At 62.4% G+C, this 24,600-nt stretch carries 17 protein-coding genes and 1 pseudogene; 6 read left to right on the top strand and 12 right to left on the bottom strand.

What is annotated here, in order from left to right:
• Positions 1 to 130 precede the first annotated feature (130 nt).
• From EDF56_RS08700 to EDF56_RS08665, 8 genes are all read right to left on the bottom strand, one after another.
• Positions 131 to 1,240, bottom strand: a complete 1,110-nt coding sequence (locus EDF56_RS08700; RefSeq protein WP_132386430.1) for a membrane dipeptidase — start codon at positions 1,238 to 1,240, stop codon at positions 131 to 133.
• Between the two features lie 121 nt (positions 1,241 to 1,361).
• Entirely contained in the window at positions 1,362 to 2,993 is a 1,632-nt protein-coding gene (gene treF / locus EDF56_RS08695; protein ID WP_243652495.1) for an alpha,alpha-trehalase TreF, read from the bottom strand.
• A 12-nt stretch (positions 2,994 to 3,005) separates the two neighbouring features.
• Complete coding sequence (locus tag EDF56_RS08690) at positions 3,006 to 4,481, bottom strand: tryptophan halogenase family protein (protein WP_132386428.1); 1,476 nt, start codon at positions 4,479 to 4,481, stop codon at positions 3,006 to 3,008.
• A complete protein-coding gene (locus EDF56_RS08685; protein WP_243652494.1) occupies positions 4,478 to 6,457 on the bottom strand; it encodes a hypothetical protein in 1,980 nt (659 codons plus the stop codon). Before EDF56_RS08685 ends, EDF56_RS08690 begins: the two co-directional genes overlap by 4 nt.
• A 229-nt stretch (positions 6,458 to 6,686) precedes the next feature.
• Positions 6,687 to 9,491 (bottom strand): TonB-dependent receptor, encoded by a 2,805-nt coding sequence (locus EDF56_RS08680; RefSeq protein WP_243652493.1) that lies wholly within the window; start codon positions 9,489 to 9,491, stop codon positions 6,687 to 6,689.
• Between the two features lie 161 nt (positions 9,492 to 9,652).
• Positions 9,653 to 10,597, bottom strand: a complete 945-nt coding sequence (locus EDF56_RS08675; RefSeq protein WP_132386426.1) for a FecR domain-containing protein — start codon at positions 10,595 to 10,597, stop codon at positions 9,653 to 9,655.
• Positions 10,594 to 11,199, bottom strand: a complete 606-nt coding sequence (locus EDF56_RS08670; protein ID WP_243652492.1) for a sigma-70 family RNA polymerase sigma factor — start codon at positions 11,197 to 11,199, stop codon at positions 10,594 to 10,596. The genes EDF56_RS08675 and EDF56_RS08670 overlap by 4 nt, the downstream gene beginning before the upstream one ends.
• Positions 11,200 to 11,369: 170 nt before the next feature.
• Positions 11,370 to 11,648: a metal/formaldehyde-sensitive transcriptional repressor gene (locus tag EDF56_RS08665; protein ID WP_132386424.1), complete on the bottom strand. Its 279-nt coding sequence runs from the start codon at positions 11,646 to 11,648 to the stop codon at positions 11,370 to 11,372.
• A gap of 561 nt (positions 11,649 to 12,209) precedes the next feature.
• Between EDF56_RS08665 and EDF56_RS08660 the strand changes: the two genes are divergently transcribed.
• The 3 genes from EDF56_RS08660 to EDF56_RS08650 all read left to right on the top strand — a co-directional run bounded on the left by EDF56_RS08660 (position 12,210) and on the right by EDF56_RS08650 (position 18,041).
• A complete protein-coding gene (locus EDF56_RS08660; protein ID WP_132387395.1) occupies positions 12,210 to 13,943 on the top strand; it encodes an ABC transporter permease subunit in 1,734 nt (577 codons plus the stop codon).
• 22 nt (positions 13,944 to 13,965) lie between these two features.
• On the top strand, positions 13,966 to 15,279 hold the full coding sequence (locus EDF56_RS08655) for a nitrate/sulfonate/bicarbonate ABC transporter ATP-binding protein (RefSeq protein WP_132386422.1): 1,314 nt from the start codon (positions 13,966 to 13,968) through the stop codon (positions 15,277 to 15,279).
• Positions 15,280 to 15,719: 440 nt separating this feature from the next.
• Positions 15,720 to 18,041 carry an arylsulfatase gene (locus EDF56_RS08650; RefSeq protein ID WP_243652491.1) on the top strand — a complete coding sequence of 774 codons (2,322 nt, stop codon included), beginning with the start codon at positions 15,720 to 15,722 and terminating at the stop codon, positions 18,039 to 18,041.
• A 700-nt stretch (positions 18,042 to 18,741) separates the two neighbouring features.
• On the opposite strand, the gene EDF56_RS08645 is transcribed toward EDF56_RS08650, so the two are convergent.
• On the bottom strand, positions 18,742 to 19,680 hold the full coding sequence (locus EDF56_RS08645; protein WP_165912146.1) for a DUF1254 domain-containing protein: 939 nt from the start codon (positions 19,678 to 19,680) through the stop codon (positions 18,742 to 18,744).
• 46 nt (positions 19,681 to 19,726) lie between these two features.
• Complete coding sequence (gene bla / locus EDF56_RS08640) at positions 19,727 to 20,641, bottom strand: subclass B3 metallo-beta-lactamase (RefSeq protein WP_207904670.1); 915 nt, start codon at positions 20,639 to 20,641, stop codon at positions 19,727 to 19,729.
• A 262-nt stretch (positions 20,642 to 20,903) separates the two neighbouring features.
• On the opposite strand from bla, the gene EDF56_RS08635 reads away from it, so the two are divergent.
• Complete coding sequence (locus EDF56_RS08635) at positions 20,904 to 21,557, top strand: hypothetical protein (RefSeq protein ID WP_132386414.1); 654 nt, start codon at positions 20,904 to 20,906, stop codon at positions 21,555 to 21,557.
• A gap of 69 nt (positions 21,558 to 21,626) precedes the next feature.
• On the opposite strand, the gene EDF56_RS08630 is transcribed toward EDF56_RS08635, so the two are convergent.
• Entirely contained in the window at positions 21,627 to 21,914 is a 288-nt protein-coding gene (locus tag EDF56_RS08630) for a hypothetical protein (protein ID WP_132386412.1), read from the bottom strand.
• 1,703 nt (positions 21,915 to 23,617) lie between these two features.
• Between EDF56_RS08630 and EDF56_RS08625 the strand changes: the two genes are divergently transcribed.
• Positions 23,618 to 23,809, top strand: coding sequence for a hypothetical protein (locus tag EDF56_RS08625; protein WP_132386410.1), 192 nt, complete (start codon positions 23,618 to 23,620; stop codon positions 23,807 to 23,809).
• A 135-nt stretch (positions 23,810 to 23,944) separates the two neighbouring features.
• Entirely contained in the window at positions 23,945 to 24,202 is a 258-nt protein-coding gene (locus EDF56_RS08620) for a hypothetical protein (RefSeq protein WP_132386407.1), read from the top strand.
• Between the two features lie 303 nt (positions 24,203 to 24,505).
• Here EDF56_RS08620 and EDF56_RS08615 read toward each other — a convergent pair.
• Positions 24,506 to 24,600, bottom strand: a pseudogene (locus EDF56_RS08615) (IS5/IS1182 family transposase); the annotation flags it as partial.

Raw genomic sequence — 24,600 nt, 5'->3', positions numbered from 1 at the left:
CCGGGCATAAACTGGCTGCTAGCTGCCCGTGTGGCCCGGCGCCCCCCTAATTGCCGGGTCGCAACCCCGTAGGACCGTCTCAATCCCCCCGAGACGGTCCTATTAGGGGGGCGCAAATCAGGCGCCCCGATCAGGCACGTTGCCAGGTCTCCGAAAAGACACGCTCGAAATTCCCGCCAAGGATCTTGTCCAGCGTCCGGCGCGAATAGCCGCGCTTGGCCAGTGCATCGGCAATCACCGCATAGCGATCCGGCCGGTTGAGCCCGATCACGAAGGGCGGCGGACCTTCTCCCGGTGCCGAGACACCGGCCTTCTTGCGCTCCGCGATATCGTCGTTCCAGGCCTTCATGCTTTCCGGCGATGTGTCGAACGGGGTGAGCAGCCCGTCGGTCCCGATCCCCACGTGATCTTCACCGCAGACGCGCACGGCATGTTCGATATGGGCGAGATAGGCATCCAGCCCCGGCTGCGCGGGCGCGGGGACGAGGAAGGCCAGCTCGTAGATCCCGACCACGCCGCCTTTGTCCGCCAGCGTGCGCAGCAGTGCATCGGACTTGTTGCGCGGATGCGGGTGGATCGCGGCGCAGCCGGCATGGGTAATGAGCACCGGCTTTTTGGAGGCTGCCATCGCCTCGAGGCTGGTCCGCTCGTCGCTGTGGCTGATGTCGATCGAGGTACCGAGTGTGTTCATCCGGCTTACCGCCGCATGTCCCAGTTCGGTAAGGCCGGTCGATTGCGGCGCCAGTACGCCGGAACCGAACGGCGAGACGGTGTTATAGGTCAGCCCCATCACCAGCACGTCGGCGGAGCGGAAATGGTCGATATTCTCGACGCGCCCCTCCAGCATTCCCGCTGCCTCGAACGAGAGGATGACGCCGACTTTCCCGTTCCGCTTCGCCTGCGCGAGATCGGCGGGGCTCGTGATTTTCGTGAACAGGTCCGAATTGACCGCGATGCCTTTTGAAAAGCTGGCGATCTGTTCGTCGGTTTCGGCCTTGCTCAGGTTGCCGCTGCCGCCGAGCGTTATCTTGAACGCGTCGAGTCCCGACGAGCGTACCATGGCCCGCGTTTCCGCATCCAGCGGATCGGGCGAATCCACCGGCGCCACAAGATTGCCGTCGATGACGAGCGCCCTGCCGGATTTCCGCTCCGGAGCCTGCGCGGCATAAGCGGCCACGGGCCCCAAAAGCGCTGCGGAAACCACCCCTCCAGCCAGCGTCAGAATTTCGCGACGATCCATGCATATCCTCCCAAGAACGCATGGCGGATGGAAGGCGCGGGGCGCAGGAACAACATTTCGTCGACAGACGACATTTGTAATCGATGAAACGGCGAAGCCCGTCTTCGCCGCTATCGTCAGGTCAGTGCTGTTTCGCGGGTATCGGCGCCGGATCGCGGTTGGGGGTCGCGCCTGCACTCTCAAGTTCCGGATAGCGTTCGAGAATCGCGCGGGTCACGCCGTTGGTCCAGCCGAAACCGTCTTGCAGCGGATATTCGCCGCCGCCGCCGGGCAGCCGCTCCTCGACATCATACTTTTCGAGCATCTTGCCGGTTTCGCGGTAGGTGACCTGCACCGTCTCGACCCACCTGCGGGCGATATCGCGCGCCAGTCCCTGTTCGCCGTAGCGGCCCAGTCCGTCGATCGCGACCCACTGGAGCGGCGCCCAGCCGTTGGGCGCGTCCCATTGCAGGCCGGTGGCGAGCGTCGTCGTGCGCAGCCCGCCCGGCGCAAGCAGTGCGGTGCGGGTGATCCCTGCCATGGCCTTGGCCTGCGCGGCCGAGGCCATGCCGGTGAAGAGCGGATAGAGCGTGGCGCTGGATAGCACCGGCGTCGGCGCACGGTCATCCAGCGACCAGTCGGCAAAGCGCCCGTCCTTTTTGGACCAGAGATAGCGGTCGACCGCGGCCTTGCGCCGTGCCGCGCGCTGGGCGAACTCGGCCGCGCAAGGCTTGTCGGCGGCGGCTTCGCAGCCCTTCTCGATCCGCGTTTCCATCGCCCAGAGAAGCGCGTTGAGATCGACGGGGACGATCCGGGTGGTCCGGATCGTGGTGAGGTTGTGCGGATCGGTCAGCCAGCGCGAGCTGAAGTCCCAGCCGCTTTCGGCGCCCGCCCGCAAGTCGCGATAGACTTGTGCGGCATCGCGTCCGGATGCCTTGGCGGCGGTCGTGCGGTCTTCCGCGTAGGACTCGTCTCGCGGGGTGTCGTTATCGTCCCAATAGCGGTTCAGCAGGCTGCCATCGGGCATGCGCATCACACGTTCGCAGGGTTTCGCGGCGGTCGCGCAGGCTTCTCCTGCCATCCAGTAGGCATGTTCCTTGCGCAGCGCGGCAAGGCGGCGGGCGCGGATCGCCGGGTCGGTCTGCTTCGACAGGTCCAGCATCAGCGCGAAGAACGGCGGCTGCGAACGGCCGAGGTAATATGTGCGCGTGCCGTTGGGAATGTGGCCGAAGCGCTCGATCAGACTGGTGAAGTTGTCGATCATCCCCTCGACCAGATCGTCATGCCCGTCCGCGACGAGGCCCAGCATCGTGAAGTACGAATCCCAATAGTACATTTCCCGGAAGCGCCCGCCGGGAACCACATAAGGGGCGGGCAGGGCGAGCGCCGAGGAACCCGCCGGGGGATCGAGCGGCGGCCGCGTCAGCTGCGGCCAGAGCGCGGCGATATGGGCCTTGAGCGAAAGCTTCTCGGTGGGGGCGTGCGGAACGTCGAAATGGCGCAGGACAAACGCGCGCAGCGCCTCGGGGCCTTCCGGCTGTTCGGCGTGCCAGGCGCGCAGGATCGTTTCCGGATCTTCGCGCGGGGTGGCGTCGGCGAAGGTCTTGCCATCGGCGAAGATGTGTTCGGTCTGGACTGCTTCGTAGAGCGGCCCGAAAAGTTGTTCGGGGCTCTGGGGCGGGGCGGCCTGTGCCACACAGGCGACGGTGGCCAGCAGGGCCAGCCCCGCACGGGTGGTCAGGGCCAGGCGGCGCGAGGGGGCAGCACGGTTCACGTCGGGAATTCCTCAGGCAATCCGGGGGATGCGTTCGCTCGACTGGCGAACGGCGGCGCGTACCGCTTCGAGATGGCGCAGGTTTTCCGCCTCCGGCGCGGCATCGAGCATCGGGCTATAGTCACGCGCGCGGATGCCCTGGCCGGTCATCACCGCGAACCAGCTGGCATCGCGGAACAGGTCCTCGCCGGTCAGCATGATCCGGCCCGAGGCTTCGTACTGGGCGATCCGGTAGGCGAGCGTTTCGGGCATGGCGGCGGTCTGGCAGTGCTGCCACATCGGCTCGCTACGCCCGGCGGTGAAGTGGTAATGCAGCACGAGGAAATCGCGCACGTCTTCCATCTCGCGCGCGAAGATGCGGTTGTATTGCTCGGCCAGAAGCGGCTCGCAACCGGCGCGCGGGAACAGCGAGAGCAGCTTGCCGATGCCGGTCTGGATCAGGTGGATGCTGGTCGATTCCAGCGGCTCCAGAAATCCGCTGGACAGGCCGATGGCCACGACATTGCCGACCCACGCGCGCTTGCGGCGGCCGGGAGTGAAGCGGATCAGGCGCGGTTCGGCGCTCGGTTCGCCAATTGCGGCGAGCAGCGTTTCGCGCGCGGCTTCGGGCGTCTGGAACGCGCTTGAAAAGACATAGCCATTACCGACGCGATGTTGCAGCGGGATGCGCCAGCGCCAGCCGGCTTCATGGGTGATCGAACGGGTAAAGGGCACCGGCTCCGCGTCTGCCGGGGTTGGCGCGGCCCATGCGCCGTCGCAAAGGAGCCAGTGCGACCAGTCTTCGAAGCCTGCTTGCAGGCGATCCTCGATCAGCAGTCCGCGCAGGCCCGAGCAATCGATGAAGAGGTCCCCGGACAGGCGCTCGCCCTTGTCGGTGGACACGCTGCGGATGAAGCCGGTTTCGCCGTCCTGCTCGATCTCCGTCACTTTGCCTTCGTGGCGCTGCACACCGCGCGCTTCGGCGTGCTTGCGCAAGTATCCGGCGTAGAGGCTGGCGTCGAAATGGTAGGCATAGCCGAGCGTGGAGAGCAGCGAGCGCGGGTCGTTCGCGGGCGAGATGAAGCGGCGCTGGCGCGCCAGCTGCGTGGTCAGCGAATAGTCTTCGGGAGAGAGGTCATGCCCGCCCAGCCACGCGCGGATCAGGCGGTGCGGGAACATCACGGCGTCGCCGGGGCTGCCATATGTGCCGAAGGGGTGGAGATAGTTGTGCCCGTCGCCCTGCCAGCCCTGGAATTCGATGCCGAGCTTGTAGGTCGCCTTGGTGGCGGCCATGAATTCGGCTTCGTCGAGGCCGAGGAGCTGGTTGAACCAGTGGATCGTCGGGATCGTCGCCTCGCCGACGCCGATCGTGCCGATGGCGTCGGATTCGACGAGGCGGATTGCGATCCCGTTGGGTTGGAGCGCCTTGGACAGGGCCGCGGCCGTCATCCACCCGGCCGTTCCGCCGCCGAGGATGACGATGGAGCGGATCGGCGCCTTGTCTGTCATTTACCGCATCCCGTGGCTGGTGCGGGGCGCTGGACGGCCAGGAATACCGTGCTCCAGAGCTGCGCCGCGTTGGATTCGTCGACATCCGCGCCGCTCGCGCCGAAGGGCACGACCTTGTAGGCGCCGCCTTCGTAGTTCCACGACCACAGCTCGGAACTCTGCACGCTGCGGCTGGCGGCGATGGCGTTCCACAGGCTGTCCTGCGCGGCCAGAAGCTGGCGGCAGACGCCGGGGGAAAGGTCCGTCCGCGCGATCTGGCGGGCCAGCCCGGATGCGGCGAGGGCCTGATGCCACGACCAGATCACCGTGCCGTGATAGGCGTTGCGGCTGAACGTCTTTTGCAGTTCGGGCGAGGCGAAGACCGGGTTGGCGACGACCATGCCTGCGCCGGTCATCAGGCCCGCCGGGAAGGCATTGCCGATGGTTTCGGCGGCAATGCTCAGCTGGTCGCTGGTCGGGCGGCCGTAGAGGAGCGCGAAGCCTTCGTCGGAATTGACGATGGGCACCGGCTTGCCCTGCGCGTCGAGCGCGATGGCGTGGTAGCGGATCGGGCGCTGCGCTGCCGCCAGCGCGGGGGCGGCGGGCACGGCTTCCTGCTTGGCATAACGGGCGATCGCTGCCTGCGCGGCGGCGGGATGCACGGTCTGCTGGAACAGCACTGGCGCATGTTCGCGCCAGACTTTCGCCATCTGCGAAAGCTGCGCCAGCATGGCCTTGTCCTCGGGCTTCGTGAAAGCATCGAGCAGGCCGGCGCGGGCGAGCGCGTCGGCGGCGTCGAGCGCTGCCGGAACGAGGATCGCGTTGACATCGTAAGGATAGCGACCTCCGCCAAGGCCGTCGTTGCTGTCACGCCATTGGCCGACATCCATGCCGGGGTGGAGCGCGATCAGGTTGTTCCAGCGCGGGTCCTTGGCGAAGGCCTGTGCCTGCTGCGCCACGAAGCGGATGTTCGTCATCAGCGCCTGACCGAGCGGACGCCCCTGATCCTGCTCGGCAAGGAAATCGGCGGCGCGCGCCTTGCCGCGCGGATCGTCCAGCAGCCATGCCTGGGCGACGGGCGCCAGCATGAAGGAGCTGTCGATCATCGCGTAATTGAAAGTCGGCGTGTCGGATTTGCCCTGACCCGCGCGCATGTGATCGAGCACCGCGAATTCGCCGATGTCTTCCTCATGCGCCACGTTGCCGTCGTGCGACAGGCGTTCGAGCACGGCGCGCAGGCCGGTTTCCACCGCTTCCGGTTGCAGCGCCGGCATCAGCATCCGCACCGACATCAGGGTATCGCGACCGAAATAGGTGTTGAACCTCCAGGAGCCCGCCATGAACTTCTCATGGTAGCTGAGGAATTGCAACGCGGCCCGGGCGGCCGGGTCGGCGGCAGCCTTGTCGGTGAGAAGCGTTTCGGGCGTGAACGGCGTCAGCGGCTGTTCGCCGGTGAGCGCGGTCACCGTGAAGACGATGCGTCCGTCCGGGCCTGCCGTGATGGTGTTGTCGCTGACGGTGCCCTGCTCGGCAGTCAGCGAGAGCTTGTAGCCCGGCGCGCCGTCCAGCCGGTCCCTTGCCCAGAGGAGCGTGCGGGCCTGAGTCTGTCCCGGTACCAGCACTTCCGCCGGCGCCGTGCCCAGCGCCTGATAGTCGCGCAGCACGCGAATGCTGGACAGTACGGCCTGCCGCACGACCAGCCGCGAGGCGCGGATCTCGGCGCGGAAGGTGACACCGTGCAGAGTGCGTCCCTGCGCGTCGGTTCCGCTGACGGGTTGGGGCTGGCCGGTCATCGTCCATTCGGCGGCTTGCGGCACCTTCTCGAACCACAGGCCCACGCCGCTGTTGCCGGCCGGGAAGGCGACGATCACGCGCGGATCGCTACCCGAACGCAGCAGCACGTGCGCCGCTACTGGGCCCTGCTGCACGAATGTGTTGAGGTTCAGACCCTCCTGCACGGTGTGCAGCGGCGCCTGTGCGGCGGGCTCTTGAGCCAAGGCGGGCGAGGGGGCTGCAAGGGCGAGAGGAGCGGCCGTCAAGGCCAGCGCGGCGAGCCGAAGGGAGGGCCTGCGAAACAGGGGAGGCATCGGGAAGCTCCATGTAAAATGTGAAAGGCCGCGCTCCGGGAGGAGGGGGAAGAGCGCGGCCTTTCGAAAACCAGCGGCGGCTTCGTCGTATCGACGGTGCCACCGCTGACTTCCAGTCAGTTTATGGGTCGGTATTCGCTCAGAACGAATAGGTGACCGAGGCCAGCGCATTGCGGCCGGCGATCGCGCGGCCATAGAAGAAGCCGTCCACGATCGTCTGCGTCTGTCCCTGACGCGGATTGCCTTCGGTGAAGCCCTTCGCGTTGGTCAGGTTGTCCACGCTGACGTTGACGTTGATCTGCTTGGTCACGTTCACCGTCGCGCCGATCGAGAAGACGCTGTAGCTCGGCAGAGCCACGCCGTTGCCCGAGTCCGCGAAGATCTTGCCGATGTACTTCCAGCGACCGTAGACCTCGCCCAGCCCGTGCGGCAGGATGAAGGCCGGCGTGACCGTCAGCAGCTTCTTGGGCGTGCGTTCGGGCGTATTGCCGTCAAACTGCGGCTGTTCCACGCCGTTGAAGCGCAAGTTGCTGAGCTTCGGATCCTGATAGACGCCCGTCGCGGTGAGGGTGAAGAACGAGACCGGCCGGATTTCCGCATCGAGCTGGATACCGTTGGTCTTGTTGTTCGCCAGCGCATTGGTCGCATTGGCCGGATCGTTCGGATCGATGAACTGGTAGGACTGGTTCTTGAAGATCGTGCGGAAGCCGACGAGCGAAGCGCTCAGCCAGTGGTTCTGGAAGCGTACGCCGCCTTCATAGAGCGTCAGGTCGGTAGGCTCGTGCGTACCGCCGGTATCGCCGCCATTGGTCTGGAAACCACGGGCGCCGCGCACGTAGAGCGAGATATTGTCGGTCAGCTCATAGTTGACGCCGGCCGTGTAGGCCCAGTCGTGATAACTGGCGCTCTGGTGGCTGTACGTGCCGTCGAACGTGCTGCCCACGTCCTGCGCAAGGCCGGGCGTGCCGGGGGCCACGGGTTCGTTGACCGCCGCCGTATTGCCGATGTTCACCGCAACGTGCTGATGCTCGTAGCGGACACCGAAGTCGACGTGCAGCTTGTCGTTGACGGTCAGTTCGTCGTTGAAATAGGCCGAAGCCGAGCTGACCTTGTCATTGAAGATGCCCTGGCCCCAGTTGCCATAGCTGATCATGCCGTTGTTGGTCAGCTGACCGAGCACGTTCCCGTTCCCGTCCAGCGCGACCAGATCGTAGATGTGCGAATTGTTCGTCACATCGTTGATGGCGTAAGCGACGGCCGACTGGTCGTTCCGGCGGCGGACATTGTAGTACATGCCGCCGACGGTGAGCGAGTTCTTGATCGTGTCGCCCTGGGTATCCCAGCGCACGCCGAAGTTGCTGCCGAAGTCCTTGGTCGACAGCGTCTGGTGGTTGAGCACCGTCTGCTGAAGCAGGCCATTGCCGTTGAGCGCATTGAGCGCCGCGGTGTTGGACGCAGGGGTAACCTGCCCGGACTGCAAGTCGCGGATGCCGAACTGCGCGGTGCCGGGGAAGGCTGCCAGACCGGCGGTCAGCAGCGAGTCGACCGGGGATGTGCCGGGCGTCAGGTAATCGACGGCAGAGGCAAGCCCCGAGGTTCCCGCGCCGCTGCCCGGGAAGATGCCGTTGAAGTCGTACTTGCCGTCCAGGTAGCGGGCATGCGCGAACAGCTTTAGTTCGTCGCTCACCGGCTTTTCGAAGTCGAGGCGATAGGTGTTCGACTGCGTGTGAATGCCGCGATCGCCCCGGAACGGACGGATCGTGTTGCCCGTCGCCGACGAGACCGGCACGCCGATGAAGCGGAAGTCTTCGCCCAGGATGTTGTCGTACTTGAGGTCCATGCCGGGGACCGAACTGATCTTGCCCGATGCGGACACCGCGAAGGGCATGTCGGCATAGTAGGGGTCCGACTGGTCACGGCGCTGATAGCTCACGCGAACGTAGCCATCGTCGTCGAACTTCTTTTCCAGCACGGCCTTCACCTGGAAGCTGTCGTACCGGAACGGTGACTTGCGCTGGCCTTCCTGGCTCCAGAAATAGCCGCTTGCCGCGAAGGACACGCTATCGCTGATCGGTGCCGAGAAATAGCCGTCCACGCGGTAGTCGTTGTAGGTCGTGCCCGTTGCGCGGATCGACCCGGTCGGCTTGTCGTAGCTCAGCGGCTTGGAGATGAAGTTGATGGTCGCGCCCGCGCCATTGGGCGCGAGAATGCCCGAGGTGCCGCCGGCAACCGCTTCCATGCGGTCCACCGAGAGGTCCTGCTGGAAGTAGAAGTCCGCGCCGCCGCCGCCGTAGAGGATCGGCAGGCCGTCCTGTTCGATGGTGATGAAAGTCTGCGCGCCGCCGCGCAGGCCGCGCACCGAATAGTTGTTGGAGGCGGGGCCGGCGGTGGCTTCCACGAAGATGCCGGGCACCAGTTCCAGCGTTTCGGCCATCGAGCGCGGGGCCTTGCGGACAAGGTCCGCCTGATTGGCCAGCGTCACGTTGGACGAAGAGTTGAACAGCGTGCGGCGACCGGAGGTGCTGCCGGTGACGATGATCTCGTTGAGGCTGCTGGGGCCGTTGTCGGCAGATGCCGTGGTGTCTTCGGCCTGCGGTGCGGCGCCTTGCGTCGCGGTGGTCGCTGCCGTGGGCGCGGCCTGTCCGTAAGAGGCGCTGGTCATGCCCCCTTTTGTGGCCGGGGCACTGCGCTCTGCCAGAACGGCGGTGCGGCCATCGAACGACACGAGGCGCAAGTCGCTGGCCGCGATCAGGCGGCGCAGGCCGTCCTCTACGGTAAAGCGGCCCTGAACGGCGTTGACCTTGCGGCCGTGGGTGGCGCCGCCCGAGGCGAGGACCTGGATGCCCGCCTGTTGGGAGAAGGCCAGGATGCCGGTTCCCGCCCCTTGCGCAGGAATGTTGAAATTATGCAGTTGGTCCTGTGCCAGCACGGGCGTACTGGCCATGATGGACACGCCGGCAACGCTTGCCAACAAAGCCGATTGAACGTGGAAACGGCGGATGGATCGCATGTTGCCTCCCCTTTCTTTTTGCAGCCGAACACTTCGGCCGGTTTTTTTAGAAAGACGTTCGGCGGAACAGTTTCCGTCAGCGATGCAAAAATAATTTACGGGACAACGCGTATGACGTTGCCGTCATGGACGACACGGCCCCCGACCATCGCGGCCGAGGCCGATGCGAAGCCTTCAATGTCGTCGGTCTGGAACGATCCGACCACGCTCTTATCGGCGAAAACGGGATCCACGACAACCTGCATCGCATGATAGCCGTTGAACTCCGCGGCGGCCTGCGCCAGCGGCACATCCTCGAACACGATCCGGCCGTCCCGCCAGGCCAGTTGCCGGTCGACCGTTTCGCTTTCGAGCGCGGCAACCTTGACGCCCGCGTCGCTGATCACGGCGCTCTGCCCGGCGGTCACGAAAGCGCTGTCCGTCTCGCGGCCGGACCACACTTTCACAGTGCCCTCGGTGACCACGACTACGGTGGCACCGTTTCGGCGGCGCACGCTGAAGGCGGTGCCCACGGCCTGCACGTTGACCGGGCCCGCCGTCACGGTGAACGGCCGATCCGGCATCTTGGCAACCTGAAACCATGCTTCGCCGCGCGTCAGTTGCACGTCTCGCCGGTTCGCCGTGAACGACACGCGCAGTTCGCTGGCGGAATTGATGACCGCCAGCGATCCGTCGGCCAGCGGCACGCGCCGGATTTCGCCGGTATCGGTGCCGAGCGTGGTCGCCCGGGGCCAAAGATTGAAGGAGAGGGCGCCGATCAGGGCTGCGGCGATCCCGCTTCCGCCCAGCGCCAGCAAGCGGCGGCGCGCGAACGGGAACGCGGCGCGGGCAGGGGGGGTGTCGTCATTCGCGGTTTCGTCTTCTTCGGCTCCGGCGAGGACGCGGCACCGGTCGAGCATGCTCATCGCGGCCTGCGCGCGCAGCAATGCACCGCGATGGCGCCGGTCTTCGGCAAGCCATGCGTCAAGCTGGACGCGCTCGGCGGGAAGGATGCCGCGATCGAGCCCGGCGGCCCATTGAGAGGCGATTTCTTCGATCATGGCTGCTTCCGTGTCGCACGCATGGATGCTGCTGATTTCGGGGTCGATCTGGAACGGGCGGGCAAATCGCCACGCTCGTCGTCGGTCATCTGGTTGAGAATGCGGCGCAGCCCGCGCGCCACTTCGTTTTCGACCACATTCTCCGTAAGGCCGAGGCGGGATGCGATCTCGCGCTGGGAAACGCCTTCGATCTTGCGAAGCCGAAAGACCTGCCGCGCCCGTTCCGGCAGGGCATCGATCAGACGCTCCACGCGTTGCAACGCGCTGCGCCCTGCGGCGATCCGCTCCGGCGAGAACTCGTCGAGTGCGTGCTCCATCTCGACCAGACCGCTCGCCGCCTCGATCCGCACGACGCGATCCCGGCGCACTTGTTCCAATACGATATTGCGGGCGGTCCGAAAGAAATAGCGGCGCGGATCGTCGATATGCTCGAACCGATCAAGCTCGGAAATGCGGCAATAGGCTTCCTGCACGACGTCATCGACATCTATCGCCGGAAAGGCCGAGCGCAGCCATTTGCGCAACTGCCTTTCATGGGGAAGCACATGACGACCCACCCATCCGACCAGATGGAGCAGCCGTTCCTCTCCGTTGCCCGTCATCGTGACAATTCCAACGCTGTAACGCGAATTTTCGTAGCACGATCGATGCGATCGGGCGGGGGTACGAGAATTCGGTCGGCCGGAGCGGCAGGAGTCGCACCCGGTCCGGGCGTCCGTATAAGGCCGTTATTTCCACGCGCAACTGCGGGTGCAGGCAGGGCGCGGCGATTTTACCGCATATAGGCCTTGATGATGGAAACCAGTTCCTCGGCCGCAATCGTGCGCGGATCGTTACCCGGCAGGGCGGGGTCCACCATATGCTCGCGAATATGATCCTCGATCACTTCGGCGATGAACCCTTCCAGCGCGCCGCGGCATGCGGTAGCCTGCTGCAATACGCGGGCGCATTCGACATCGGCATCGACCGCGCGCTCCAGCGCATCGATCTGCCCGCGCAATCGTTTCAGGCGATTGAGCAGTTTCTGCTTTTCTGCGGCAACGTGCGTCATGAGGGCCTTTTGGGGGGTTGATACCATACCCCCCTAGAGTATATGGACGGCAGTGTCGAGTTGGCAGCAACTCGGCCATGCACCCTCTTATCGTCCCTCGCAGCCGGCAGGTTCGTTTTCATGCCCCCCAATAGCAGCACAGAGACCAGCGAAAGCGACAGTCGCGGCGCAAGCCCGATCAACGCTTTTTGTCATGGGCTTCGTCTCGGACGGGCAAGGGCTTTGCGGCGGAAGTAACGCCGGGGCCTGATCCTGACGACCGGAGCGCCAAGCATTCCGGCAAGGATTACCCCCTCATGTCCCCCACGCCTGTCGCCACACCCGGCCTTCTTTCCGCTCGTTTCTGCCCGCCGTCCGTGACCTGCCTGTCACATTCACAGGCTAGGCGCACGGGCAGGGAGGCAATCGTGGGCTCTTCACCGTTTTATCCGCTGGCGACCTCGCTTCAGAGCGGCGCTATACCGGCCTTCGGCTATGAGCGTAGCCAGCGCTTTGTCCGTGTCGTAGGAGTGCGTCTGCATGCCGACTTCTGACGCTCTTTCGGGCAGGATCGGCCAAGCCATGGGCCCCATTCGCGCGCTGCCTGCCTTCTCGCGGATGCTGCGCCTGACACGCCCCAGCCGCGAGGACGCGCTGGCGTTCGCCATTCTGGCCGCGCTGGCGCTGCTGGTGTTTCGCGGGGCGGAAGGGGCGGTTCAGCCGCTCTCGTCGCTGCATCTCGAACCCGTTACGCTCGATCCCTGGCAATTGCCTTATTACGCGCTGCGCACGGTGCTGCGCATGTTCGCGGCATTGTTTGCATCGACGCTGTTTACCCTGGTGGTGGCGACTTTGGCCGCGCGCAGTCGCGCCGCCGGGCAGATCATCGTGCCCGCGCTCGACATTCTGCAATCGGTGCCGATTCTGGGCTTCCTGACCTTTACCGTCACCTTTTTCATGAACCTGTTCCCCGGCAATGTGCTGGGCGTCGAACTGGCCAGCGTGTTCGCGATCTTCACCTCGCAGGCCTGGAACATGGCGTTCAGTTTCTACCAGTCGCTGCGCAGCCTGCCCGGCGATCTGGAGGAAGCGTGCCAGGGGTTCGCCCTTTCGCCGGTGCGCCGTTTCCTGCGGCTGGATCTGCCCTATGCGACGCCCGCGCTGGTGTGGAACGCGATGATGTCGATGTCCGGAGGCTGGTTCTTCGTCGTCGCTTCCGAGGCGATCACGGTGGGCAATACCACCGTGACCTTGCCGGGGATCGGTTCCTATCTGGCCATGGCGATCGCGCACGAGAACTTCCACGCGGTGGGATGGGCGGTGGGCATGATGGCGGTGGTGATCGTCGCTTACGACCAGTTGTTCTTCCGCCCCATCGTGGCCTGGGCCGACCGGTTCCGTTTCGAACAGACGGCCGGCGGCGAGCGCCCGGCCAGTTGGGTCTACGACCTGCTGCGCCGCACCCGGCTGCTGCCGGTGCTGTTCCGCCCGTTCGGTGCAGTCGGCACGCTACTGCTGGCGCTGGAGCCGCGATATCGCCCGGCGCGTTCGCGCAAGCCTCATGCTCCCAACCCACGGTTCGAGCGCATCCGGCAAGTCGCCATCTGGGCGGCCGTGCTGGCCGCGGTCGTGTGGACGGGACATTACATTCTGGCCTCGCTCGGCCTTCTGGAGATCGGCACCGCGCTGGGGCTGGCGATGCTGACCATGATCCGCGTGGTGGTGCTGATCGCGCTGGCGAGCCTGATCTGGGTGCCGTTGGGCGTGGCGATCGGCCTGCGTCCGCGTCTGGCAGAGGCGGTGCAACCCATCGCCCAGTTCCTCGCCGCGTTCCCGGCCAATGTGCTGTTTCCCTTTGCGGTGATCGCCATCGTCCACTGGCACCTCACGCCGGACATCTGGCTCTCGCCGCTGATGATTCTGGGCACCCAGTGGTACATCCTGTTCAACGTCATCGCCGGCGCCAGCGCCATTCCCAACGACTTGCGCGAAGTGGCCGGCATGTTCGGCCTCAAGGGCTGGCAATGGTGGCGGCAGGTCGCACTGCCGGGGATCTTCCCTTATTACATCACCGGTGCGCTGACCGCTTCGGGCGGATCGTGGAACGCCTCGATCGTGGCAGAAGCGGTGAGTTGGGGGGATCGCCATCTGGAGGCGCACGGCCTTGGCGCCTATATCGCCAGTGCCACCACGAGCGGCAATTACCCGCAGGTCGCGCTCGGGATCGGGGTGATGAGTCTGTTCGTCCTCGGCTTCAACCGTCTGGTCTGGCGCCCGCTCTACGCCTTTGGCGAGCGCCGCCTGAGCCTGTCCTGATCTTTTTGTCGAAAGCACTGCCATGGCAACCACCGCATCCCATAGCGTTCTGCCGCTGATCGAGGTCAAAGGGCTCAACCACTATTACGGGCCTCCTCCCGGCGGGCATCTGGTGCTGGAAGATGTGAATCTCACGCTCAACCAGAACGAGGTTGTCGGGCTGCTGGGCCGCTCGGGCTCGGGCAAGTCCACCTTGCTGCGCTCCATCGCCGGTTTGATCCATCCGCGCGAAGGCACGGTGGAACGCGTGGCGAGCGAGGATTGCCCCGATCCGTCGGTATCGATGGTGTTCCAGACGTTCGCCCTGTTCCCGTGGCTGACAGTGCAGCAGAACGTCGAACTCGGGCTGGAGGCGCAGAAGGTGCCGGCGCCCGAACGCCGCGCCCGTGCCCTTGCCGCCATCGATCTTATCGGTCTGGACGGCTTCGAAAGCGCCTATCCCAAGGAGCTTTCGGGCGGCATGCGGCAACGTGTCGGCCTGGCCCGCGCGCTGGTGGTGAACCCCTCGCTGCTGCTGATGGACGAACCCTTTTCCGCGCTCGACGTGCTGACGGCCGAAACGCTGCGCACCGATCTTCTGGATCTGTGGTCGGAAGGGCGGATGCCGATCAAATCCATCCTGATCGTCACGCACAACATCGAGGAAGCGGTGCAGATGTGCGACCGCATTCTGGTGTTCTCCTCCAATCCGGGGCGGGTCGTGGCCGAGATCAAGGTCGATATCCCCCGCCCACGCGATCGGCTCGATCCGCCATTCCGCGCGCTGGTGGACGAGATCTATGCTCGCATGATGGCGCGTCCCGTGCCGTCGCAGCACGCGCCCAACGGCGTGCAGCCGGGCACCGGCATTGCCATGGTGCTGCCCCATGTCTCCACGAACACGCTGGCGGGCCTGATCGAAGAGGTGGACGGCACGCCCTTCAACGGCCGAGCGAGCATGGCGGAACTGGCCGATTCCCTGCAATTGGAAGTGGACGAGCTGTTTCCCATGGCCGAGACGCTGCAATTGCTGCGCTTTGCCGAACTGCGCGGGGCGGAACTCGTGCTCACGCCGGCGGCGCGCCGCTATGCGCAAGCGGAAGTGGATGCGCGCAAGGGCATGTTCGGCGATGCCTTGCTGGCGCATGTCCCGCTGGCCCAGCACATCCGCCGCGTTCTGGACGAACGTGCGAGCCACCGCGCGCCCGCCCGGCGCTTCCGCGATGAGCTAGAGGACCACATGAGCGAGGATTTCGCCGAGGAAACGCTTTCGACGGTCACCAACTGGGGCCGGTACGCCGAAATCTTCACCTATCATGAAGACGACGACCAATTCAGTCTGGACGATCCCCAGTAAGCCGCAGCCGGTATCGGGCCTTCCGCCTGTAACCCGCACCGGCTTGCTCCATTCCGAAACTGACATTGTGGCTTCCCCGGCAACGGGGCGGTGCGTGCTTGTCAGTGCGGGGAAGCCGTTGACGGACAGAGGCTGGCGATGGGCTTGTCACGCGGGCCCAAGGTGCCAACGCCTTGCCGGTGCTCGAAAACTGCGTCCTGCCATATGTGCTCGCGGGTAAACTCGGCACCCCAGGCAATGCCTTTCACAGGCCGCTCATGCTGTGGAATTCGGATGCCGCACCGTGCCGCAACCGCCACATGGGCACAAACCCTGCCAGAACCCGGGAGTCTCCCCAATGCCATCCTGCGGGCGGAAGGCGATGTTGGCGGACCTCGGCTGCCGCCGTGAATCGCGCCCTCGCGACCCGGCCCTGCTGAGCCTCAGCGATGGAGAATGCCGTGACCAAGCCAACGTTTAACGGAGTCATCAAACTCGACATTCGTGATTCCAAAGCGGATTGGGCTCCCTTCCTGCCACCCAAAGCGCCCGAAGGCGCTCCCAATGTCCTGATCGTCCTCTACGACGATACCGGGCAGGCCGCATGGCAACCCTATGGCGGCGCGATCAATATGCCGACCTTGCAGAAACTCGCCGACAGCGGCCTGACGTACACGCAGTGGCACACCACCGCGCTGTGCTCGCCCACGCGGTCCTGCTTCCTGACCGGGCGCAACCATCACCTCAACGGCATGTCCTGCATTACCGAAGGCGCAAACGGCTTCCCGGGCTGGAGCGGCCGCGTGCCCGAAAACTGCATGACCATCGGCCAGATGCTGCAGGACAATGGCTACAGCACCTTCTGGTTGGGCAAGGACCACAACGTGCCCGAGCAGGATATCTGTTCCGGCGGGCCGAAGTCCGAATGGCCGCTGCAAAAGGGATTTGATCGCTATTACGGCTTCCTCGGCGGCGAAACCAACAACTGGTATCCCGATCTGACCGAAGACAACAGGTTCATCGATCAGCCCTACCTGCCTGAGGACGGCTATCATCTGTCGAAGGACCTCGTCGATCAGGCCATGCAGATGATCCGCGACCAGAAGGCCAGCAACCCTTCGAAGCCGTGGTTCACCTGGCTCTGCCCCGGTGCCAACCACGCGCCGCACCACGCGCCCAAGGAATATGCGGACAAGTACAAGGGCAAGTTCGATGATGGCTACGACGCCTATCGCAAGTGGGTCGTGCCCCGGATGATCGAAAAGGGCCTGCTGCCTGCCGGCACCAAGCTGGAAGACTTCAACCCGGTTCGCGAAGATCAGGCCAACCCCGGCGATTACGTGCGCCCGTGGGAGGAACTGAGCGCGGACGAGAAGAAGCTCTTCTCGCGCATGGCCGAAGTCTACGCCGGCATGTCCGAATATACCGATGTGCAGGTCGGCAGGCTGATCGACTATCTGGAACAGAGCGGGCAGCTGGACAATACCATCATCCTCTATTGCTCGGACAATGGCGCGTCCGGCGAAGGCGGCCCCAACGGCTCCGTCAATGAAAACAAGTTCTTCAACAACTACCCCGACTCGATCGAGGAAAACCTGAAGTATCTTGAAGTGCTGGGCGGGCCGGAAACCTATAACCACTATCCTACCGGCTGGGCGGCGGCGTTTTCGGCGCCCTACAAGATGTTCAAGCGCTATTCGGAATATGCCGGCGGCACCGCCTGCCCGATGGTCATTCACTGGCCCAAGGGCATCAAGGCCAAGGGCGAAGTGCGCAACCAGTACCACCACGCGGTGGACCTGGTGCCCACCCTGCTCGAATGCATCGGCCTTGAAATGCCGGACACCTATCGCGGCGTGAAGCAGCATCCGCTGTCCGGCGTGTCGATGAAGTACAGCTTCGAGGCGGATGGGAAGACGCAGAAGAAGCGCCAGTACTACGCCATGCTCGGCACCCGCGGCATCTGGGAAGACGGCTGGAAGGCCGCCGCCATCCACGCGCCGCTCACCGGCAAGGGCCACTTCGATCAGGACGATTGGGAGCTCTACCATGTCGACGAGGACCGCTCGGAATCGATCGATCTCGCCAAGGAGCATCCCGAAAAACTCGAGGCGCTGATCAAGGCCTGGTTCGAAGAGGCGGACGCCAACAACGTCCTGCCGCTCGACGACCGCAGCGCCGCCGAACTGCTGGGTCTGGAGCGACCGACTACCGAGGCACCCCGTGATCGCTACATATATTACCCCGGCACGGCGCCGGTTCCGGAAGGCGTTGCCGTCAACGTGCGCGGGCGTTCCTACAAGATTATCGCCGATGTCGAAATCACCGACGCCACCGAAGGCGTGATCTTCGCCCATGGCTCACGCTTCGGCGGGCACTCGCTGTTCATCAAGGACGGCAAGCTGCACTACGTCTACAACTTCCTGGGCATCAAGCCGGAGCAGAAGTTCGCCTCGGACAAGCTGGCGCCCGGCAAGTATTCGCTGGGCATGGAGTTCATCCGTGAAAAGTCCGGCGAATATGGCGAATCGCTCGGAAAGACGACGCTCTACGTCAATGACGAGGCCGTGGACTCCGGTGACATGAAGACGCAGCTCGGCAAATTCACGCTTTCGGGCGATGGTCTTTGCGTGGGCCGGGACAGCGGCGACGCCGTCAGCGAGGAATACCTCTCGCCCGGCGAATTCAAGAACGGCACGATTTTGGGTGTCGGGGTCTCTGTCGAAAAGGATCAGTACCTCGATCTGGAGAAGCTGGCTGCCGCCGCCATGGCGGTAGACTGACCGACTGACATCTGGAGCATGATCCGTTGTTACGGGAGCGGATCATGCTCCATTTCGATCAGCAGAGCGATCGCGAAGCGCAGAGTTCCCTACCGTGATGCGGGCGGAAGACTGTGAGACGGGATTTCTTGGCCTAGTGGCAACGTCCGCGAAATGCGCGGATACTGGCTGGGGCGGCAGGATTCGAACCTGCGAATGCCGGTACCAAAATCCGAATAGCGCAAAAACTGCCGCTTATTCAGCCCGCCGAAAGTCCCGGAAATTGAGACCGTTACGATGGTCTCAATTTCGTATTCTCAGATCAAGCGAAAAATCGTGATACAAATCGTGATACATTTACGGAATTGGGATTTTAGTTTTTTCAGAGACGCTTGATAGCTGTGCTCCGCGCAGCCGAATTACCCCAGTTTGAGTCACTGTACGCGCCGGCTCCGATGAAGTCGGATTGTCCGAAGCTGGCCGTTTGCGGCCTGACCGGTTTGGATAGCCGGCCAGCTGAAGCCGACATTGCCGCCTTGTCCTAGCCAAGTTAGAACGTCCTGCCAGCGTGAGGGAATGGGTAGACGTATCGCAACAGCGTTCCCGTAAACGCGTGCAGGTTCGATCCCTTGCCGCTTGCAACTATGAGCCGGAAGGCGGCAAAACTCCCTTCAAATCGGCTTCAATTCACCGCGCCGCCCACGATTTGAGGATCCCCACATCAAATCGGTTGTGCGGCAGGAAACACCCAACTCCCATTCAATATGGCTTCGCGCGGCCGGTACAGGCGGACGGTATAGTTCCAGCCCGGCGTTATGGGTAAGCAGTTGGCCACGTCGCCACCCCAACCGCCGAACTGAATTGCGTAAGTCCCATCTTCGTCCTTCGTTGCCGTCACGTTGTTCAGCGAATAGGCTTGCTGCGGATTTGGGGTGAAATAGCCATCCTTGTTATACACGCTGATCGACCAGAATCCGTTGACCGGGACGTCTTTGACCACGAGGCGATGCACCGTCGTGCCGTCATTCGCGGTGGGCTGACCGGAAATGTAGACGGCATCGCGCTCCGGATTGCCGCCCCAGCCACGCGCCGTGCCGATCAAGTGTGAGGTCGGGTCGACATGGCCGCGCGCGCCGAACGCCTTGCGGGTGTCGAACCCGGTCATTTTGCGTACTTGGGCGCGCGTTGCCGTCAGCGATTCCTGGTTCCAGGAGGGTATTTCGAACTGGCCGGGCCGTGCCTGTGTTACCTCGATGGCATCCTGAAGCGCATGAACCCTGGCAAGGTCTGTGGGATCCTTAGGGTCCACGAAAATCCGCACAAGCACAGCCAGATAGCGCGCACCGACTTGATCCCGGGCAACGGTGTACGTGCCGGAGTCATAAAATGTCGCAGGCGCATAGTGATCTTCATCGATCAGTAGCACCGACATGAAACGCCCGTTCGCGTCGGGAAGCGTGATCGTGATCGGTCCTGCGTCCAGATCGTATACGCCTCGCGAATAGATTGTGTCGCGGTTCGTGCGCACTACCGTCTGATGGTTGATGTCCGCCAGCTCCCGGCTGTGGGACAGTTTTCCAAAGGCGCCTTCCTTGGCAAAGGCCGCAAAATAGGTGTCGGTCTCCGCGCGGATGAAGTTGTCGAGGTTTACCTCTTGCACACGCTGCTCCTTGCGTTGACGGAGGCAATCAGGCTGCGGCGCGCGGTCATGAAGCAGGACCTCGGCGCACGCCGTCGTCGTCGGGAGGAGCGGCCTTTTCGCGTGCAACTTCCTGATCGAAGGCGGCACGCTGGCTGGCAATGTATTGGCGGTAACCTTCCGGATCCACATAGGCTGCGGCGCCAAGTTTCACAGCACGAGCGCGCTTGGCATCCAGGTTGAAGCGGTCGGTGTGCGATACCAGCCAGATGTCCGGCCGCAGCGCTTCCAACCGTGCAAGCGTCCGGCGATAGTCGTCGCCAATGCCGGGATAGGATGGATTGGTGGTGACCCGATATCCCGGATTGACGCTGGTCCCGTCCGGCCAGACAACCTTGTAGCTCTTGCCGTGATCGGTGACGGTGGTGACCCAGGTCGTGTCGCCGCGCGTATGGCCCGGCGTGTTGAGTGCGGTCAGGGTGACATTGCCCAGCGTAACCGTGTCTCCGTCGTGCAGCACTTGATCGACCTTGGCCGCAGGCCAGCCCATGGTCTGCCAGTCCCAGCCATAGTGGAAATCGCTCTTGCCTCCGTCCTCCATCGAGGCGACATCGCCCTCCATCATGGCGATCCGCGCGCCTGAAAGCGTCTTGAAATAGGCGAGCGCGCCGGCGTGATCGGCATGGGCATGCCACGTCAGCAGGATCTTGATGTCCTCGGGCCTGAAGCCGAGTTTGCGGATCGATTGGGCAATCATCGGCCCGGACGAAGGCATTCCCGTGCCCAGAAGAATGAGCCCGTCGGAAGTGTGAAACAGGTAGGAACCGAGACCCTGCGTGCCGACAAAGTAGATCGGTCCGACAATGTGCGCGGGTTCGGCGGGCTGTTCCCATTTCAGTGTCTTTATCGCGCCCGCGAGGAACAGCTTGTTGTTCCGGGCCAGATCGTCGCGCGTCGGCTGTGGCTGGGTTGCTGACGCCAACAGGGCGGCCGCTCCCGCCAACGAGAGTGCTGCAATTCGGCGGTACGTCCGAGCAATCAGCAGCATGAGGTAGCACCCTGGAAAGCACGCTCAGGATACTGCCGGACCGTCTCGGGCATAATTGGGGTTAACCCCGATTACGCCGTGAAAATCTGCTGCCGTAAAGCCATCCGGGCACACGCTGCTGAGAGTTGGACCGCAATTCAAGCCGCTGAGCCGGGCGTGGCCCTTTGTACTCTCCGTAGGCTACTGACCGGTCCCCATGGAAAAGCTGCCGGTCGGCTTGCGGCATCATCAAATGTGTCGTGGAAAGGCCGCAATCGGGCGGCTCCCGTCAGTCCAGTTCACCCGCGAGCGAATGGCAGGATTTCGATATTTTAATCTGGAAGGTGCCATTCCGGACACGCCGACATTGCGGACGTTCCCCACCTCGCTACTATGCGTTGTGATTAGATCGACTTTTATCCGCATGCTGGTGGGCACGGCGGTTGCGTCATTTGTATGGGCTGGCGCAATTGCGTGGATTCAACGACCCCGAATTATGGAAGGGACGTGGATCAATCTGTTCGAAGATTCGAAGTTCTTCGAAGGTGAAACTATCAGCGAAGCTTGCGCGCCCCATTTCCACCAAGCCCCTTGGCTTGCATTCTATCCCGCGCCGACATCAAAGCTTTGGCGAGACCTGAACAATGCCAGCAAAACGCGCAGCGGGAAACTCGTCAGTCCAGAGGGAACTTGGCCTGTCACCGCTTACAAGATTAAATTTTTGGGCCGTAAGAGAATTGGAGAATTCCTCGGATTAGCCCCCGTGCTCGGGATTGGTTATGGCCATCTTTCGGCGTCGGGGTCACAGGTCACCGTCGAGCGTTTGGTTTCCATTCAGGAGATCCCAGCGGTCCTCTGCGACGTTCGCTGACCTCCAACAAAGCGGAATGGCAGCTTTTCAAGATTTTAATCGTGAAGCTGGCCTTCCGGCCCCGCCGACTCAGCGGACTGTCAGCTTGTCACCGATTTGATGAATAAGCGCTGCCTCGCCATGCATCCGGATATGTCGCAAGGCCGACTTACGGCATTGAGGGTGATTGTTGATCCGCTGTTCAAGCCAGCGCCGCCAGATCGGATCAGACAGGGCGAGTGAATGGGCTTGCTCCAAGCTACAGCCACGCTCCGCGCGGATTTCTTTTATCAAACAATACCAACGATTCCCGTCGCCTGCATCCAGCCCCTCCCGGCGCTTGCGGTAGTACTGTATAAGGGCTTCACGGTTCGGCATGATGAGGGATTGTAAGGCACATTTCGCCGGTGTCCACTTGCGGACTGCGCGATATCATGACCCCCTTTCGCCTCTGCTACAGCTTGCCGTGACCTCTTCCCCCGACAAAGCGGAATGGAGGATTTCCAGAGTTTTAGCCGGAAACCTGCCGTTCGGGACACGCCGACAAAGCGGACATAAGCCCGAGGCAAATTAAGCGCCCGCTTCACCGACATTGCGGAAATTCCGCAAGGCTGGCATTTCAGGCACTGGACTGATTTACTGGAAGCCTGAGCGGTGAGTATCTACGCGGCTGTGCGAGATTGGGTGGATCGTTGTTGGGAGGAAGGTAATTATCGCGCCTTGGCCCTACCAACAACGTTACTCCTTTTAACGGCTATACTGATCGAGGATAATCTCGCGATTAATTTGTCGTGGATTATATTTATCATCTGGACTCTATTCACCATCTCCAGAGCATGGCGATACATAAGTAGGGCCATTAAAGGTGACCTTACAATCGACAAGAACGGCAGGCTCACATTTACTAAGGAATATTTGAAATCTGAAAATACAGCAGCCACCAAGAAGCGAAGACGCGATGGCTGACGGTGCACCATATCCATCTATCCTATTTGAGCCTCTATTTTCGGTTTTGCCCGACAAAGCGGAATGGCGGATTTGCAGAGTATCAACCGGAAACCTGCAGCTCCGGACACGCCCGACGTTGCGGGCGTTCACTAGGTTTGTATGAGAGGCAAGAGGCAGGCGGATTCCGCCAATGGGTTGTGCAGTCTGAACGATGCTATCTCTGAAAACTGAGGTTTGGTACGACAATGCGCAGGGAAAACGACAGATCCAAAATAGCGGACGCCAAGCTAGATGGTTCACCCTCTTTTTTGGATCGTTCTTTGCGCTGATGAGTACTGGTATTCTTCTTGATCGATCGCAGATTCTCCGCTCCCTTTTGGGAATTGGCTTCATGATGAGATGGGCCGGGGTCGACACAAGTAATCAAAGTTTGAATCAGATCGGACTTATGTCAGCCATGGGATTCGGCATGTATGCCGTCATGCATATAATGCATCGCGCATTCCGCGACATCCATTGACTAGGAAGGATGTCCGCTTCCCCCAACAAAGCGGAATGGCAGGCTTTCAGTGTTTTAACCGGAAACCCGGCATTCCAGACCCGCAGGCATTGCGGCCTATATTCCCCCGGCTATAAGCAAGGCATGCTCGATTGGTCAGTAGTCACATTGATGCTCATAAGTGCGACCATAACCGCCCTATCGTTTCGTGCGAATCGCGAGGCCTCTCGGACGGGGCGCCTACGGTTTCTGTTTTGGCATATTCCCGGTTGGGGTGAGCGAGCCAAAAACCCGACGTTCTTCCAATTCGGACAGGCACAAGATTACTTTCGAACATTTCTCTTTGCCTTCGTCACGGTCCTTTGCGGAGTATACATTCTCGAAGCCCTGGGCGGGAGCGTTTGAAGCAGGAAAGCATCATCTGTCCCTTAACTGTCTAGTTGCATGGACAAAATCTGACATGGAATGCGAGGGTAGCTAGCGCCAACTTTCCTACTTTGAGGGCGCCTGATTCGGCTGTCAGGAGCGGTCGGCCTTTCAACCGAAGGGCGGTTTTTCAGGATTTTAACCTGATACCTGCCCTTCCGGAGTCGCCAACATTGCGGGCATTGAAAGATCGTGGGAAGGCGACGAAATGAGCTATCGCGTCTTCCCCGCCCTGAGTGCCACGTTTTTCGTGTCGATGCTTGCTTGGTCGTTCTGGTCTGGTCAAATTTCACTGATGTGGGGCTCATATCGCCGTGACAAGAGCCCGATCATGTTTTGGTTTATTGCTACCATAATCGTCGCATACGCTGTGCTCTCGGTACTGGCTGTGATTGCCTGATGGTAATGTCCGCTCCCCCCCAACAAACCAGAATGGCAGAGTTGCTGGGTTTTTATCCGAAACCTGCTTGACCGGACCGGCCGTCAAGCCTGACGATTACTTGTGCTGCCAAATTGCATTCGATATTCTGTGGTAATGACCGACGGCTCTCATCAAATTCCGATCATCACCGAGCAGGCCAAAGCCGAAGCAAGGGCCAATCCGAATGGCTGGGTTTACGCGATTGCAGGAGGATATGACGACACCGAGGCTGTCCCGCCGCAAGCAATCCAAGGTGCTTGGAAGGTAAACGAGCATGGTATCCTGACAGGCGAGTTCTCAGCGAATCCTAACTTTGATCCTACCTTCCGTAAGCCATCGGGTTGGCGTGATGTGCTTAAACCGCAACGGTAGCTGAACGTCCGCCGTCCCCAACATTTCTGCCATTGAGCGCGCTCCGGAACTCCCCGATAGCCGCCCATCGTTCAGGCAATTTTGTCTACCTGGCATAGCAACGCGGACCGACCGCTCTCGGGATCGCCAAAGTGGATGCCGAATGACTGAATCCGGGCGATTCCAGAACGGCGGCAATCCTCCGGTCGTCGCTCGAAACCGGTCGGTCTCTTCACGGCCAAACCCAGCCATAATTTCGAGCCCGGCGAGATTGCCCGCGATGCCCCACGCCGGCTGCAGCCGCTTGGAAAAAGAAGGCTTTGGCTAGGCTGTAGACTCATAAACGCGAAGCCACAGCCGTATTGAAGCGAGTTGAACCATGGCAAGGAAGTTCTCGGCCAGTTTGTCGTAGCGGGTTG

The sequence above is a fragment of the Novosphingobium sp. PhB165 genome (assembly GCF_004341845.1).
GTDB lineage: Bacteria > Pseudomonadota > Alphaproteobacteria > Sphingomonadales > Sphingomonadaceae > Novosphingobium.
The sequence above is the reverse complement of the archived record's forward strand: the minus strand, read 5'-3'. Positions and strand labels throughout refer to the sequence as shown.